Annotated in this window: 14 protein-coding genes and 3 tRNA genes; 6 read left to right on the top strand and 11 right to left on the bottom strand. The window is 47.6% G+C overall.

The features are described from left to right. Positions 1 to 30: 30 nt before the first annotated feature. Positions 31 to 402, bottom strand: coding sequence for a hypothetical protein (locus tag RM811_RS14785; protein ID WP_402525711.1), 372 nt, complete (start codon positions 400 to 402; stop codon positions 31 to 33). Positions 403 to 491: 89 nt separating this feature from the next. Between RM811_RS14785 and ade the strand changes: the two genes are divergently transcribed. After that, complete coding sequence (gene ade, locus RM811_RS14790) at positions 492 to 2,282, top strand: adenine deaminase (RefSeq protein WP_402525713.1); 1,791 nt, start codon at positions 492 to 494, stop codon at positions 2,280 to 2,282. A 361-nt stretch (positions 2,283 to 2,643) separates the two neighbouring features. Then, on the top strand, positions 2,644 to 3,192 hold the full coding sequence (locus RM811_RS14795; protein WP_402525715.1) for a dihydrofolate reductase family protein: 549 nt from the start codon (positions 2,644 to 2,646) through the stop codon (positions 3,190 to 3,192). On the opposite strand, the gene RM811_RS14800 is transcribed toward RM811_RS14795, so the two are convergent. Together RM811_RS14800 and RM811_RS14805 are read right to left on the bottom strand one after the other, a co-directional pair. Next, on the bottom strand, positions 3,177 to 3,320 hold the full coding sequence (locus RM811_RS14800) for a hypothetical protein (protein WP_402525716.1): 144 nt from the start codon (positions 3,318 to 3,320) through the stop codon (positions 3,177 to 3,179). The two genes, RM811_RS14795 and RM811_RS14800, sit on opposite strands and share 16 nt — an antisense overlap. Beyond that, entirely contained in the window at positions 3,301 to 3,438 is a 138-nt protein-coding gene (locus tag RM811_RS14805; protein ID WP_402525718.1) for a hypothetical protein, read from the bottom strand. The genes RM811_RS14800 and RM811_RS14805 overlap by 20 nt, the downstream gene beginning before the upstream one ends. 80 nt (positions 3,439 to 3,518) lie before the next feature. Between RM811_RS14805 and yjeH the strand changes: the two genes are divergently transcribed. After that, positions 3,519 to 4,787 (top strand): L-methionine/branched-chain amino acid transporter, encoded by a 1,269-nt coding sequence (yjeH, locus tag RM811_RS14810; RefSeq protein ID WP_402525720.1) that lies wholly within the window; start codon positions 3,519 to 3,521, stop codon positions 4,785 to 4,787. A gap of 242 nt (positions 4,788 to 5,029) precedes the next feature. Here the strand turns inward: yjeH and RM811_RS14815 are convergent, their stop codons facing one another. The 3 genes from RM811_RS14815 to RM811_RS14825 form a co-directional block, all read right to left on the bottom strand. Further along, positions 5,030 to 6,178, bottom strand: coding sequence for a 5-(carboxyamino)imidazole ribonucleotide synthase (locus RM811_RS14815; protein WP_402525722.1), 1,149 nt, complete (start codon positions 6,176 to 6,178; stop codon positions 5,030 to 5,032). A 12-nt stretch (positions 6,179 to 6,190) separates the two neighbouring features. Next, a complete protein-coding gene (gene purE, locus RM811_RS14820) occupies positions 6,191 to 6,673 on the bottom strand; it encodes a 5-(carboxyamino)imidazole ribonucleotide mutase (protein WP_402525724.1) in 483 nt (160 codons plus the stop codon). Positions 6,674 to 6,856: 183 nt separating this feature from the next. After that, positions 6,857 to 7,417, bottom strand: a complete 561-nt coding sequence (locus tag RM811_RS14825) for a hypothetical protein (protein WP_402525727.1) — start codon at positions 7,415 to 7,417, stop codon at positions 6,857 to 6,859. Between the two features lie 314 nt (positions 7,418 to 7,731). Here RM811_RS14825 and RM811_RS14830 point away from each other — a divergent pair, with 314 nt between their 5' ends. Continuing rightward, complete coding sequence (locus RM811_RS14830) at positions 7,732 to 7,950, top strand: hypothetical protein (RefSeq protein WP_402525729.1); 219 nt, start codon at positions 7,732 to 7,734, stop codon at positions 7,948 to 7,950. 61 nt (positions 7,951 to 8,011) lie between these two features. Here the strand turns inward: RM811_RS14830 and RM811_RS14835 are convergent. The 3 genes from RM811_RS14835 to uvrB form a co-directional block, all read right to left on the bottom strand. Further along, positions 8,012 to 8,088, bottom strand: a tRNA-Val gene (locus RM811_RS14835). Positions 8,089 to 8,106: 18 nt separating this feature from the next. Beyond that, positions 8,107 to 8,183: transfer RNA gene (locus RM811_RS14840), tRNA-Val, on the bottom strand. A 261-nt stretch (positions 8,184 to 8,444) separates the two neighbouring features. Further along, positions 8,445 to 10,457 (bottom strand): excinuclease ABC subunit UvrB, encoded by a 2,013-nt coding sequence (gene uvrB / locus RM811_RS14845; protein ID WP_402525732.1) that lies wholly within the window; start codon positions 10,455 to 10,457, stop codon positions 8,445 to 8,447. A gap of 329 nt (positions 10,458 to 10,786) precedes the next feature. Between uvrB and RM811_RS14850 the strand changes: the two genes are divergently transcribed. Beyond that, entirely contained in the window at positions 10,787 to 11,935 is a 1,149-nt protein-coding gene (locus RM811_RS14850) for a pyridoxal phosphate-dependent aminotransferase (protein ID WP_402525798.1), read from the top strand. 93 nt (positions 11,936 to 12,028) lie between these two features. Continuing rightward, a tRNA-Asn gene (locus RM811_RS14855) sits at positions 12,029 to 12,104 on the top strand. Between the two features lie 199 nt (positions 12,105 to 12,303). Here the strand turns inward: RM811_RS14855 and RM811_RS14860 are convergent. Continuing rightward, positions 12,304 to 13,590, bottom strand: coding sequence for a hypothetical protein (locus tag RM811_RS14860; RefSeq protein WP_402525733.1), 1,287 nt, complete (start codon positions 13,588 to 13,590; stop codon positions 12,304 to 12,306). 77 nt (positions 13,591 to 13,667) lie between these two features. After that, positions 13,668 to 14,282, bottom strand: coding sequence for a YopT-type cysteine protease domain-containing protein (locus tag RM811_RS14865; protein WP_402525735.1), 615 nt, complete (start codon positions 14,280 to 14,282; stop codon positions 13,668 to 13,670). Positions 14,283 to 14,367: the final 85 nt, after the last annotated feature.

Consider the following 14,367-nt stretch of genomic DNA (forward strand, 5'->3'; position numbering starts at 1 on the left):
TAAGTAGGTCAGAAAGTAAGGTTTTGTACTTTATTGAATGATTGTTCGTCCGATTCTATCGCCCTGGTCACGACGCAGGTTGAAGATTTTAGGAATACGGAGCCATACAAAGGGTTCACTCCAGACAGCGAAACTGTGGGCACGCTGCTCACCGAAGACAAACTTCCAGTCACCCTGGCGGATGTTCACCAGTTCGGCATCATCGTTAAAGTAGAAGAACTCGTTACGCCGGGACTTGTCTTCTTTGTCAGTGAAGTAAGGCATCAGGTTAAAACCGTCCAGATGAACTTTATAGGTCATATCTCCAGCGCGATGGCCTTTCAGCAGTTTGTCTTTAATGTTGGTTTCACCCACAGAAGAAATAGGACATCCAAAATCTACAAAGACAAAGAAATAGGACATCCACAAAAATCCGGTTTTAAGTGCTGCGGAATAACAGTCTCTGAAAAACTGTAACTCGTTCCCACGCTTTTAGGCCCTATGGGCCCTGCGTGGGAACGCCTACCCTTCAGCCATCTGAATTCCCACCCAGCCCGTGGGAACGAGACATACTCTATAAAAGCATGAAACAACTCATTGATATGGCCGCTGGCCGAACCCCTGTAGACACCCTGATCATCAACTGTAAGGTGGTCGACGTATTTAACCAGCGCCTGATTGACGGCCCTCTGGCACTGGGTCTGGGAAAAATCATTGGTATTGGTGAGTACGAAGCTCACGAAATCATTGATGCCAAAGGCGGTATTGTGATGCCTGGCCTGATCGATAGCCATGTGCACATCGAGTCGTCTTCTATCACACCGCCCCAGTTCGCCAGAATTGTTCTGCCCCACGGCACAACAACCGTCATTGCCGACCCCCATGAAATCGCCAATGTCTGCGGACTGAACGGTATCAGCTACATGCTGAATGCTTCAAAAAACCTGCCACTGAACGTGAAAATCATGCTGCCCTCCTGTGTGCCGGCAACCCCCTTTGAAGAGTCCGGTGCAAAATTACTGGCGGAAGATCTGGCCGAACTCATCAACCACCCGGATGTGCTTGGCGTTGGCGAAGTGATGGACTTCCCTGCCGTGATCAATGGCGACGAGGCCATGCTGGCCAAAGTAAAACTGGCCCATGACCATGGCTATATTGCCGATGGGCACAGCCCCGGTCTGAAAGGGCTTGATCTGCAGGCCTACGCCATGGCCGGAATTAAAACCGACCATGAGTGCTCCAACATTGAAGCCATGCTGGCTCGCATTCAGATGGGTATGTACATCCAGATCCGTGAAGGTTCTGCCTGTAAGGATCTTGTGGAACTGATTAAAGGTGTTAATGCCGGTAACGCCCGCCGCTGTCTGTTCTGCACCGATGACCGGGAACCAAAGGACATTATCAATGGCGGACATATTAATAAGAACCTGCGTCTGGCCGTTGAAGCCGGCATTGACCCCATCATGGCCATTACCATTGGCAGCCTGAATGCCGCTGAATGCTACGGCCTGAAAAAGAAAGGTGCTCTTGCCCCTGGTTATGATGGCGATGTTGTGATTGTTAAAGACTTGCAGAGCTTCCGGGTACAACGGGTATTCTGTGCAGGTCAGGAAGTTGCTCGAAATGGTGAGCTGCTTGTGGATATTCAGGACTACCACTGCCCTTCAGTACTGAATACCGTGAATCTGGCGCCTCTGAGTATTGAGAATTTCCAGCTCCCCCTGAGTTCTGAAAAAGCACGAGCGATCGGCGTGCTGCCCGGTGGTGTTCTGACCAAAGCCCTGGAAGTCAATATTAAACCAGATACCAATGGCCTGTTTGATGCCCGGCTAAATCCCGGACTGAATAAACTGGCGGTCATTGAACGCCATAAAGCCTCTGGTAATATGTCCCTGGCTATTCTCGCTGACTATGGACTGACGGGTGGCGCAATCGCAACCACCGTTTCTCACGATTCACACAATATAGTTGTGGTCGGCGATAATGATCAGGACATGCTGACTGCTGTCAAACAGGTGAAATCCATCGGCGGTGGATTTGTTCTGGTTCACCATGGAGAAATCATTGGCGAATTACCCTTACCGATTGCTGGCCTGATGTCAGATCAGGACGCAGAAACCGTTGCGAACACCATGGGTGATCTTTTAGCCAAAGCACGAAACACACTGGGAGTTAATGCCAATATTCAGCCACTGATGACACTGGTATTTATGAGTTTACCGGTGATTCCTGAGCTGAAACTGACCTCCAATGGGTTGTTTGATGTCCGGACTTTTTCTTTTACTGAAACCAGTATTGGTTAAGGTAGTGTTCATCTGGCAATGAGTACTCATTGCCAGATGAATTCCAGTAAAGGCAAACCTCCATCATAAGCATTCAGCGCTCTGGCTGTTCTGGTCACAGAGTAAAATATGTACTCAAAGACGACAGGTATATACTCTTGATTAAAACCGCAACGAGCACAACATTCGTTGTTATGATCCAAGGCTCAAGCTGCCTTTATGCAAGCCCTAAACACAATACATTGCCTTGGAAACAGGGAAATGACTGTGTTATTGCGACCAAAAGACCAGCACAGGCCAAGACTAGCAGGGCTTGTTGCGTTCGTTGCTTTTTATTTCAACTGCCAAGTCATTTATCACTTCTATAACTCTGGACTTTGAAATGACCAACAGCGTATATATAGCCACCAGCCTTGACGGTTTTATTGCCGGCAAAAATGGTGAACTGGACTGGCTTCACTCAATACCCAACCCTGATGATTCCGATTTTGGTTTTGCCGAATTTATGGCAACGGTTGACGCCCTGGTGATGGGACGCAACACCTTTGAAACTGTAATGAGTTTTGACGGTGAATGGCCTTACTCAAAACCGGTTTATGTGGCCAGCAACACGCTTGACCTGGTGCCTCCAGGCTTTGAAGACAAGGCTTCACTGATTCAAGGCACTCCGGGGGAAATAGTTTCTGTTCTGAACGCCAGGGGTCTCAGGAATCTCTATATTGATGGCGGCGCGACTATTCAGCAGTTCCTGCAATGGGACATGATTGACGAGATGACCATAACCACCGTGCCGCTCCTGCTGGGTGAAGGTATTCCACTGTTTGCCAGCCTGAAGCAACCACTGGCCTTTGAACACCAGAAAACAGAGGTATTGCTGAACAGTCTGGTAAAAACTTATTACCAACGGGTAAGGGATCAGGCAAAAACCTGACGGCGAAACGGTTTGGGTGATACCCCGGTCTCCCGGCGAAAGAAACTGGTATCGTCGTAACCCGGTTCAAAGACAATTTCCTGAATGGTTTTGGTGGTAAAGGCCAGCTCACGACAGGCAGCCACCATAGGCCGTTCGTGGATCAACCCGGGTGATCAGAACAGGCTCTGCAACCGGAAGCTGGAATTGCTCAATCTCTTTGGCGGCCATATCTTGCTCCCAGCAGTAATCAATCCACTCGGCCATCACCAGCTTTCAAAATTTCGACAGAATGTTAAGTCAATCTGCTCTATAGTAAAAGCCGAAATCCACTGACTGATAAACAAATGAGAAAGTCAACCGCAGTGCAGGACGGACCATCTGGAATCGGTCGCTGGCAAGGAGCAGGACTTCTGGCCACCACCTTGCTGGGTACCAGCGTATTTATTCTTCCCCAGTTAACCATTGAACTGGCGGGCTATAGCGCTCTGTGGGCCTGGGTTTTGCTCACACTGACCATTATTCCGGTGGCACTGGTTTTTGCCAGCCTGGCCAGTCGCTTTCCCCATGCCGCCGGGCCTGCTTATTTCGTAGAGAAGGCCTTTGGTTCCATTGCCGGCCGAACCATTGGCATTATTTTTCTGTTTGCCGTTCCCCTTGGAGCACCGGCAGCCATCATGATGACCTACCAGTTTATTGATGCCCTGTTTATGGTGCCTGACTCGATGACCATTACCATTCAACTGGGGTTTCTGGTCTTGCTCTATGCCCTGAATTTTCGCGGAATTCATATTTCTGCAACCCTCCAGCTGGTGCTCACCCTCTCTATTGCGGCGGTACTGGTTTTGATGATGGTGGCCTGGGGTGTGGCTGATGTACCAGCCAAACCGGAAAATGTCATGATTGATAGCAGCCTGATTCTGAAAGCCGCAGGACTCGCCTTCTGGAGTTTTATGGGTATGGAGGCTATGTCCCATCTTGCCGGCGACTTCAGAAGTCCCGAGAAAGATCTCAAACCCGCGATAATGATTGGCGTGGTGATTGTTGGCTGTATTTACCTGGCGTGTACCTGGCTGATTCTTTCTATTCCGGTGGCGACACCTCTGGCAATGGCTGGTGTTTTTGATCAGCTGATGGGTGGTATGGGTTCGCAGGTTATCGGCATTCTTGGCCTGGCGGGAGGTATTGCCACCGTTAATGTCTATACCGCCAGTGTTATCCGCTTGATTCTGAGTTTTAGCCAGGAAGGCATACTGCCAGTCTGGTTCAGTAAACAGAACCGTTATGGTGTTTCAGAGAGAGCCCTGGCCAGCGTACTGCTTATCATGGCAATCATTGTGATCGTTACTCACCATACGGATCAGGATCTGGAAGACATTGTTTCCTGGGTTAACGGCGTCTTCGTTGTTATCTACTTTGCTTCAATGCTGGCGGCATTCAGACTTTTGCCTGCTAAATATCACTGGGTAACCGTCACTGGCTGTCTGTTCTGCCTGATGCTGGCCTGGGGACTCGGTTGGAAGATGGCCTATGCCGCAGGCATGCTGGCGATTGCAGCGCCTCTACTCTGGCTGCAAAAACAGAAGAAAATAAAGCCCGGGTACACGCCTGGCTGACAGTAAGGATTTGCCCTAAAAATAATTTACCTGTTTTCGCCGCCCGAAAAAGAAAAGACGCATGCTTTTACGGGGGGCGGGTGGCGGAAATCGCCTCGCTCAGAGTGAACGGAAACTGAGTTCAAAATGGGTAAGTTATTTCAGGACAAATCTTAAGTACTGTTCTGGCAATCATATTGATCGCCAGGACAGTTCAGCCTTTATCACCAACAGTAACTCGTCACATCAGCCCGGTTCAAAACTTAGTTTTGCGTTAGATCCTTGCCACGCCTGGCAACACCCGGGTAATCCTCTTCAGGCAAAAACGCAGCGAGAGCCACAAGCTTTTCACCCAGCAATTGTTCCGTCTCAGCCACCACATTGATATGACCCATTTTGCGACCAGGTCGCTGGGCTTTGCCGTACCAATGGCTGGTAACATCAGGAACAGATAACACCTCGACTGGAATATCGGCCTGACCCAAAACATTAATCATGGCACTTGGCCCGATCATTTCAGTAGCCCCCAAAGGCAAACCGGCGACCGCCCGCAGGTGGTTTTCAAACTGACTACATAAGGTGCCCTGCTGTGTCCAGTGACCGGAGTTATGAACACGAGGAGCAATCTCATTCACCATCAGTTTGCCATCCACATCAAAAAACTCAATGGCCAGCACGCCAACATAGTCCATTTCCGAAACCAGCCTATTAAAGGCATCCATAGCCTGTTGCTGAATATCCTGGGAAATGGCCTTAGCCACCGATAAAGTCAGTACCCCTCCGGTATGCTCATTCTCAGTGACCGGATAAATGGCCGTATTGCCAAACTTATCCCGGGCGCCAATAACGGATACCTCACGCTGAAAAGGAATCATTTTTTCAGCGATGATGGAGTGTGGTGCATCATTACTGCCAGCAGCCAGAAAATCCGACATTTCCGACCAGATCTGTTCAACGTTACTGTCAGACTTGATCCTCCACTGACCCTTGCCATCGTAACCAGCCTGACAGGTTTTAATCACCAGTGGCAGGCCAGGATCATCAATCGCATTGTTCAGATGAGACCTTTCCGTTATCAACTGATATGGGGCACAAGGCACGCAGGTTTTACCCAACAAAGCTTTTTCCAGACTGCGGTCACCACCGATTTTAATGGCCTGCTTACCCGGGTAAAACTTCCCGGAAACCGAGCACTCAGTAAGAACATCATCAGGAATATGCTCAAACTCAGCGGTAATGGCATCGCATTCAGCAATCGCTTCAGTCAGGCTTTGATCAATAACGTGGAGAGTTAATGGATGCATTAACTGTTTTGAGCCAACATCATAAGAAATGATATTGAGATTGAGTGGTGCCCCCGCAAGGCTCATCATACGGGCAAGCTGTCCGGCACCTAACACTAGAATGTTCATACAATTCTCATATTATTCGGCAGGGTCCGGGTTAGCTAATACGGTGTCGGTTTGCTGTTTTCTGAACTCATCGATTTTGGCTTGCAGCTCAGGCTGCTGGCAGCCAAGTATCTGCGCTGCCAGCAGGCCTGCATTGGCAGCTCCGGCTTCACCGATCGCCAGGGTACCAACAGCAACGCCTTTGGGCATCTGACAGATAGACAATAATGAATCAATCCCGTTCAGTGCTTTTGACTTAACAGGAACCCCCAGTACCGGCAGGCTGGTAAATGCAGCGGCCATGCCGGGTAAGTGTGCAGCGCCCCCTGCCCCGGCAATAATCACTTTGATGCCACGGGATGCCGCTTGTGAGGCGTATTCAGCGAGTAATTGTGGAGTGCGATGGGCAGAAACAACCTTTGTTTCGTAGTCAATGCCGAACCTTTCCAGCATTTCAACTGCATGCTGCATCGTAGGCCAGTCGGACTTTGAACCCATTATTATGCCAACAGTCATAACCACTCCTTTAATCTGAGCGGGCAATATTAGCATATTCCCTTAGCCTGATTTAAAGGAATATCAGAATAAATGGTGGCCAGAAACACCAGGCAGGAGGGTCTTAACTCCAACCGATAAACATCGCACCCGCCAAAAATGATTCACAACATAGCTTGTTAGCAATCGGAAATAATATTTAGCCTAAGCCTCTGCAGGCTTCCGAGTGATAAAAAAACCCAAGAGAATACCGCCAAGAAGTAAACCCAGGCCTAACCACAAAGTCCAGGGCAGCTCGGTTTCGACGTTCCGCCGAATTTCCAGATGGGCTCTGCTAATTTCAGCCTGGTGGTTAGTCAGCTGAACAGTCCAGTCATAAAAACCTTTTTCCCGAATGGAAGAAACATCAAGAGAATGGATACGCTGTCGGGTACGGGACAACTCATTGGCTGGAATATCCTTATTTTCACGACGGAGGGTCAGGGCACCATTTTTCGACAACAGGGTATTATTCTGTTCATCCGTCATTTCGACAGCGTAACGGTAGAACCTTACCGTTTGACTTTTGGTGCGGCTGATAAACTCTGTATTCAATATCACCCGAACAGGGCTCATATCGGGGGACAGCTTCATCCGCCCCTTGCTCTCGCCGGTCTTCTCTAAAGAAATGGTTTGAGCCAGCTCACCCGACTGGATGAATATGGATCCACTGTAAACGATCAATACCAGCCCGATGACCATTGTTAGAATTGTTATCCATTTCATAGTGCTGACTATCCCTGTTCAAGCAAAACACTCTATATATTTATTGATAACCTGTCTGGTTAATACTGTCCACCACCTTGTGATACTGCATTAAGCCAACTCTTAATTGGCCGATGAAAACTGTTCGGGATTATTTCCCTGATCCCATCGACAAGTCTGCCCTGCTTTACTGTTATGTTGAACAGGGTTACCGCCATTATATACGGCAGTCGACTCACATAAGCTGAACGGTGAGCAATCGCAGGCTACATTAACGTAGACTACATTAGAGTATGTAGTCGATTACGAATGCAGGTAAATCTCAGCAGTCAGCTATGAAAAAACCATTTGAGCCTGGAGACCTGGTCACCACCCACTTCTACCCCGTGCAGAAGAATCGCACTCGCACGGTGGTACGTTGCTATCGATCTATTGACTGTCCATCCGGCTGGCTGGTTGATACGAAAGACGACAGGGGTAAGATGTTAAAAGCACTGGATGCCAAGTGGTACAAACCGATAGTACAGAAATTACAGGATGAATGTATTCAGTAGTACAAGTTAAAACTACAAGGCAGGCTTAACACTAAAAGATAGAAACTGGAATGATAAGAATTGGTAGACAGTACTGGAATCGAACCAGCGACCTTCGCGATGTCAACGCGACGCTCTAACCAACTGAGCTAACCGTCTAAGTTGTAAATCAGGAAATGGTAGGCGGTACTGGAATCGAACCAGCGACCTCCGCGATGTCAACGCGACGCTCTAACCAGCTGAGCTAACCGCCTGAAGTGGAGCGTATATTATCAATGCGGCTAAAAAATGCAACACTCCAACCGGGTTATTTCTAACAGGGCAAATACCTACACTGGAAACTGCCCTGAACTATCTTTCCCATTTCAATGAACACTACCCGTTACCCGCAGCCCGCTACCCGAAAAATCCAGAGCCGTTTATGCTTTTGCGGGTAGCGGGTAGCGAGTAGCAGGTAGCAGGTAGCGGGTAGCGGGCTGCGGGCTGCTGGTAGCGGACAACGGCTCTAACAATCCTCAGTGTTTTAATACCCGCTCTCTGAGCACCGCAATATCATCTCTGACCGCCGCCGCCTGTTCAAACTCCAGATTTCTGGAATGTTCCATCATTTTCGCTTCCAGTTTTTTGATCGTGGCTGCCATCACTTCCGGTGTCATGGGAACCTGGTAATCGGCCCCGGGTTCTGCAACTCCCTTCCTGCCTTTGCTGCCTTTTTTGCGCCCGATGATCACTGCACCCTCAAGAATATCCGCAACGGATTTAAAAATACCTTTCGGGGTTATGCCATGCTCTTTGTTATAGGCGATCTGTTTCTCCCGGCGTCGATCTGTTTCACTGATCGCCCGCTCCATGGAACCCGTGATACGGTCTCCATAGAGAATCGCCCGACCATTGATGTTCCGCGCCGCCCGGCCAATGGTTTGAATCAGCGAACGGTCAGAACGGAGAAACCCTTCCTTATCCGCATCCAGAATCGTCACCAGCGACACCTCTGGCATATCCAGCCCTTCCCGCAACAGGTTTATTCCTACCAGCACATCGAAAGCACCGATTCGCAGGTCACGGATAATTTCTACCCGTTCAATGGTCTCTATATCCGAATGAAGATAACGTACCCGGATACCCTGTTCATGAAGAAATTCGGTCAGGTCCTCCGCCATCCGCTTGGTCATTACCGTAACCAGCACCCGCTCTTTTTTGGCAACGGTTTTATTAATTTCGGTGATCAGATCATCCACCTGCGTAGTCGCCGGACGAACTTCAATCTCCGGATCGATCAGCCCGGTTGGCCTGACTACCTGTTCCACCACCTGACCCTGATTTTCGGCTTCATATTTACCGGGCGTTGCAGACACAAAAATAGTCTGCGGTCGTCGTCCTTCCCACTCTTCAAATTTCATGGGCCGGTTATCCAGCGCCGAGGGCAGACGGAAGCCATATTCCACCAATGTCTCTTTACGGGAGCGGTCGCCTTTATACATGGCACCGATTTGCGGCACGGTCACATGAGACTCATCAACGACCAGCAATGCGTTATCGGGAATATAATCAAACAGCGTTGGCGGTGCTGCCCCAGGCTTATTGCCGGACAGGTATCGGGAATAGTTTTCAATGCCCGTGCAGTAGCCCAGCTCAATCATCATTTCCAGATCAAACCGGGTTCGCTGTTCAAGGCGCTGGGCTTCCACCAGCTTGTTGTTATCGCGCAGGACTTTAAGGCGTTCAACCAATTCAACCTTAATCGTTTCCACCGCATCCAGAATGGTCTGCCTGGGGGTTACATAATGGGTTTTCGGATAGATGGTTGCCCGGGGGAGCTTTCTAAACACCTCGCCGGTTAACGGGTCAAATTCACTGATGGATTCCAGCTCGTCATCGAACAACTCCAGACGAATCGCTTCTTTTTCCGATTCCGCCGGGAACACATCAATCACATCACCCCGAACCCGGTAAGTCGCCCTGCGAAAATCCGCATCATTACGGGTATATTGAAGTTCGGCCAGTCGTCGTAAAATGGTTCGCTGATCAACAATGTCGCCGCGGTCCAGATGCATCATCATTTTCAGGTAGGACTGAGGGTCACCCAGACCATAAATAGCGGAAACCGTTGCCACAATAATGGCATCATCACGCTCCATTAATGCCTTGGTAGCCGATAGCCGCATCTGCTCAATGTGCTCATTGACTGATGCGTCTTTTTCAATATAGGTATCCGAGGTGGGCACATAAGCTTCAGGCTGATAATAGTCGTAGTAGGAGACAAAGTACTCAACCGCATTATCCGGAAAAAATTCTTTAAACTCCCCGTAGAGCTGAGCAGCCAGAGTTTTATTGTGGACCATCACGATGGTTGGCCGCTGAATTTTCTCAATCACATTGGCGATGGTAAAGGTCTTGCCTGAACCCGTCACACCCAGCAGGGTCTGACAGGCCAGACCCGACTCAATACCCTTAACCAACTGGTCAATAGCCATAGGCTGGTCACCTGCCGGACTGAAACGGGAAGAAACCCTGAACGCTCGACTCATATCACCCTTCACTTGATAACCAATATCTTTCTTCCGCTATAGGCATTCGATTGTGTATGATGCATCTGTTGCTCAAATGGCGGATAGTCACTACTGCCCACTGTTATACTACAGTGTCGGATAGATGTTTACCTCCATAAGAGCAAAAATGCCTATAGCGACACAAGAAACTTTTGACTCCGCAGGAATCGACAACAACAAGGCAAATATTTCTCAAAACAAGGCTAAGGCAAGCATTATAATTCTCTACGTGGCTCTCCACGTGGCTCTTTAGGTAATAAGCATAAACGAGGAACACCGTGACTGGTCATCCATCCCAACGCGTGCAAATGGTCAAGCCCTCCCCTACCCTGGCAGTCACCGCCAAGGCTGCTGAACTGAGAGCTGCCGGACATGACATTATTGGCCTGGGCGCTGGCGAACCCGATTTCGACACGCCTGAGCATATTAAGGCAGCAGCGGTCAGGGCGATCGCTGAAGGTAAAACCAAATACACTGCCGTGGATGGAACCACAGAACTCAAGCAGGCAGTTATTGATAAATTCCAGCGGGATAATGACCTGAGCTACACACAGAACCAGATTTTGGTTTCCTGCGGTGGCAAACAGAGCTTTTTTAATCTGGCACTGTCTCTGCTGGACAAGGGTGACGAGGTGGTTATTCCTGCCCCATACTGGGTCTCTTATCCAGATATGGTCATTATTGCCGAGGGCGTACCCGTCATCGTAAAAGCAGGTCTGGAAAACCGTTTCAAGATTACACCTGAACAGTTGGAAGCGGCCATCACTGACAAGACTAAACTGGTGGTTCTGAACAGCCCATCCAACCCATCGGGCACCGCCTATAATCGTAAAGAGCTGGAAGCCCTGGGCGAGGTTCTCAAGAAATACCCGGATGTGATGGTGGCTACGGATGATATGTACGAACATATCCTCTGGACCGAGGAGCCATTCTGCAACATCCTGATGGCCTGCCCTGAACTCTACGATCGTACCATTGTTCTGAACGGTGTATCCAAAGCCTACGCCATGACCGGCTGGCGTATCGGTTATGCCGGTGGTCCTGAGTGGCTGATCAAGAACATGAAGAAGATCCAGTCCCAGAGTACGTCAAACCCCTGCTCTATTGCTCAGGCTGCAGCGGTTGAAGCTCTGAATGGTTCTCAGGATTGCGTTAAAGACATGCTCAAGGTGTTTAAAAAGCGCCATGATTATGTGGTTGGACGACTGAACCAACTACCAGGTGTCAGCGCCATTGAAGGGGACGGTACTTTTTATGCCTTTCCCGACTTCAACGAAGCCATGAAGAAAATGGACTTTGAAAAGGATACTGACCTTGCAGCACTGTTTTTGGAGAAAGGTGTCGCCCTGGTTCCCGGATCAGCATTCGGTGCTGATGGTTGCATGAGACTTTCATTCGCAACCAGCGATGAGGCTTTGGAAAAAGCCCTGGATCGCCTGCAGTCTGCGCTTTCCTGATCCGTAATTAATACCTTTACGGAGTACCCGTTTCCGGTACTCCGTAGCTTGACAGGCAACTCAATAAAGGTAACATTTACGACATACTTCTGATCCCCGATAGCTCAGTTGGTAGAGCAAATGACTGTTAATCATTGGGTCGCTGGTTCGAGTCCAGCTCGGGGAGCCAAATACTCCATTACTACTCACTCCCTAAAGTCCCAACGACTGCCGATTTAAATTTCCGACGATCTATTTCTGATAATTGAACTAAACAAGCCTGGCTTCTCCAATTAGCAGGTAAGCATCTGACACAGACATGTTCAAAAAACTTGTATCCAATATAATATGAACCGAACCGAATAGCCCTCGCTGGATATTTTATCAAGTCATTTGTCATCATCAAAATGGAATTTAATATCATTAGAGTCTACTGCTCCTGATTTAGCTCTGGTTAAACCTGTTCCTTTTAAAAATATATGGTGCGGGCTTAACTCTGAATCTGACATAAAGCAGTCAAATAACCAAGCCGGAATGGATTTCATAGGGCTATGTGTTAAATCAATATTACCTCCAACTCTGACCTTAACAGCTTCGCCCAAGTTTAAAATTTCAGTTGACTTAATGATTAGATGACGTTTTACCTTTAAATCTTTCAACCAATTCAACGGACCTTCTGAGAGGACAAGATCACCCTTTGCTTCAAATTTTTCAGGCATTTCTTTCACAACAGGACATTTGTCTAAGTAAATTGAACGCGTTATCGACATATTTTCAGGCCACGATTCAAGCATTATACAACCAGAAAGAACAATATCCTTCGCAGAAACATTCTTGCCAATAAATATCAAAAAAACACAGTTAGCCAAATCAACAGTGCCTTCAAACGTCTTATTTTCAGGGAAACTAATCAGGCCAGTTTTAGACAGATTAACTGAAGTTTTCACTAAAAACGTATCAGACAGCATCTTCAACTTGCGACATCCTGCTGCAGAAAAAGAGCCATTTGGCACTTCAAACCGGTTGCCTAACGACTCAAGATTTTCACACCCATTAACTTCACAATTACCATTTACCAAAGTTTTATGACCGAACTTGATCAACTGCTGATAATTTGAGGCAACGAAATTCCCATCCACGACCAGATTGTCAGGCAGACTCAGCCACTTAACCTCAATACCCGGCAATTCTTTTTTTAAATCAGCATTGCCCAGATTATTGCATCGCGACAGAATATACTCCCGGTTACTTTTTGCACCTTCAATCCCACCACTGCACAGTTTTTCTGGCACATTTTTACTCTTCCGACCTATTCTTAAATCACCCCGAACACAAAGATGAGGAGGTAGAATGACATTTTCACATTCAGTTAAGTCGAGATCTGAATCCACAATAAAACAAACATCTGACGAAAACACATTATTACTACCACGCATAAGTGATTTGAATTCCTCGACGGTCAATTCTAAAACTGAATTCTTTTTATTCTCTGGCAGATGTCGTACATTGAGTTCAGATAAAGACCGGCGCAATTTATTTTCGGGGATATCACTACTCTGCCCACCAATATAATTAGCAATATCAACATTATTAACACCACTACCATTGATAGCAGCCTCAGCCAATGGTACGCCCTCGACTCTGGTAAAAACCGCTGAACCTTGAACATTCTCCATTTATAAACCCCTTCATGTATATTAATCTGACAAACTGACACAGAGGGCAATATTTACAACACTACAAAGCAAACAATTTAGCCATGCAAGCAGTCTTTCCCATCAATTTCAATTTCTCTGAGCAAATGAGAATGGAACGAACCATATACTGACGCAAGCTCGCGCCAAAAAGATGGGAAATCCTCTGGTATTACATGAAACTCACCAAAATTGGGATCATAAACAATAATAAAGCCCTCAAGGCCAACGGAAGTACGGTAAAAAGCAATACTGTGAGCATCACTCTCAGCTCCGCTAACCTTATTTCGAGATTCAAACCAAAAGGAATAAACAAACCCTCCTTTTGTCCAGCATATATGGCTGAAAAGGTCATCCCAATAATAAGATGAATAACCTATTGTCGGATTCAAAGCTTTTAAGCCACGGAGGCGTAATAGCATCTTGTCAGACTCTATCAATTCATTTGGGCTAAAGCGAAGGCCATATACATATTGCATCAATAGATTGGCTCCACCGGAGTTTTTCTTCATTTTTGACATCCTTGCCTTAGGTAACATTCTTCTGTCAGACAGAATCAGCCGAAGCCAATGAAGTGAGAAATTATGGCAAGCCCCCAGTTCAGCGACAGAATTTCTACCAACCCGGCCATACATAACTTCACACTGAGAAAAATAAGCTTCCATATATTTCATAGCAATCAAAAACCATATTTATCACAATAAAATAATCAGTCTCATATACCATCGCGCTCTAACTCTACATATTACTGATTACAAA

The sequence above is a fragment of the Endozoicomonas sp. genome (assembly GCF_031844845.1).
In the GTDB taxonomy this organism is placed as follows: domain Bacteria; phylum Pseudomonadota; class Gammaproteobacteria; order Pseudomonadales; family Endozoicomonadaceae; genus Endozoicomonas.

What these genes read in the sequence shown, in the direction of transcription:
- RM811_RS14785 (WP_402525711.1), bottom strand. Translation starts at nt 402, where the DNA reads ATGTCCTATTTCTTTGTCTTTGTAGATTTTGGATGTCCTATTTCTTCT.
- RM811_RS14830 (WP_402525729.1), top strand. Translation starts at nt 7,732, where the DNA reads ATGAAAAAACCATTTGAGCCTGGAGACCTGGTCACCACCCACTTCTAC.
- RM811_RS14805 (WP_402525718.1), bottom strand. Translation starts at nt 3,438, where the DNA reads ATGGCCGAGTGGATTGATTACTGCTGGGAGCAAGATATGGCCGCCAAA.
- RM811_RS14850 (WP_402525798.1), top strand. Translation starts at nt 10,787, where the DNA reads ATGGTCAAGCCCTCCCCTACCCTGGCAGTCACCGCCAAGGCTGCTGAA.
- RM811_RS14865 (WP_402525735.1), bottom strand. Translation starts at nt 14,282, where the DNA reads ATGAAATATATGGAAGCTTATTTTTCTCAGTGTGAAGTTATGTATGGC.
- RM811_RS14795 (WP_402525715.1), top strand. Translation starts at nt 2,644, where the DNA reads ATGACCAACAGCGTATATATAGCCACCAGCCTTGACGGTTTTATTGCC.
- RM811_RS14860 (WP_402525733.1), bottom strand. Translation starts at nt 13,590, where the DNA reads ATGGAGAATGTTCAAGGTTCAGCGGTTTTTACCAGAGTCGAGGGCGTA.
- uvrB (WP_402525732.1), bottom strand. Translation starts at nt 10,457, where the DNA reads ATGAGTCGAGCGTTCAGGGTTTCTTCCCGTTTCAGTCCGGCAGGTGAC.
- RM811_RS14815 (WP_402525722.1), bottom strand. Translation starts at nt 6,178, where the DNA reads ATGAACATTCTAGTGTTAGGTGCCGGACAGCTTGCCCGTATGATGAGC.
- RM811_RS14825 (WP_402525727.1), bottom strand. Translation starts at nt 7,417, where the DNA reads ATGAAATGGATAACAATTCTAACAATGGTCATCGGGCTGGTATTGATC.
- yjeH (WP_402525720.1), top strand. Translation starts at nt 3,519, where the DNA reads ATGAGAAAGTCAACCGCAGTGCAGGACGGACCATCTGGAATCGGTCGC.
- purE (WP_402525724.1), bottom strand. Translation starts at nt 6,673, where the DNA reads ATGACTGTTGGCATAATAATGGGTTCAAAGTCCGACTGGCCTACGATG.
- RM811_RS14800 (WP_402525716.1), bottom strand. Translation starts at nt 3,320, where the DNA reads ATGGTGGCTGCCTGTCGTGAGCTGGCCTTTACCACCAAAACCATTCAG.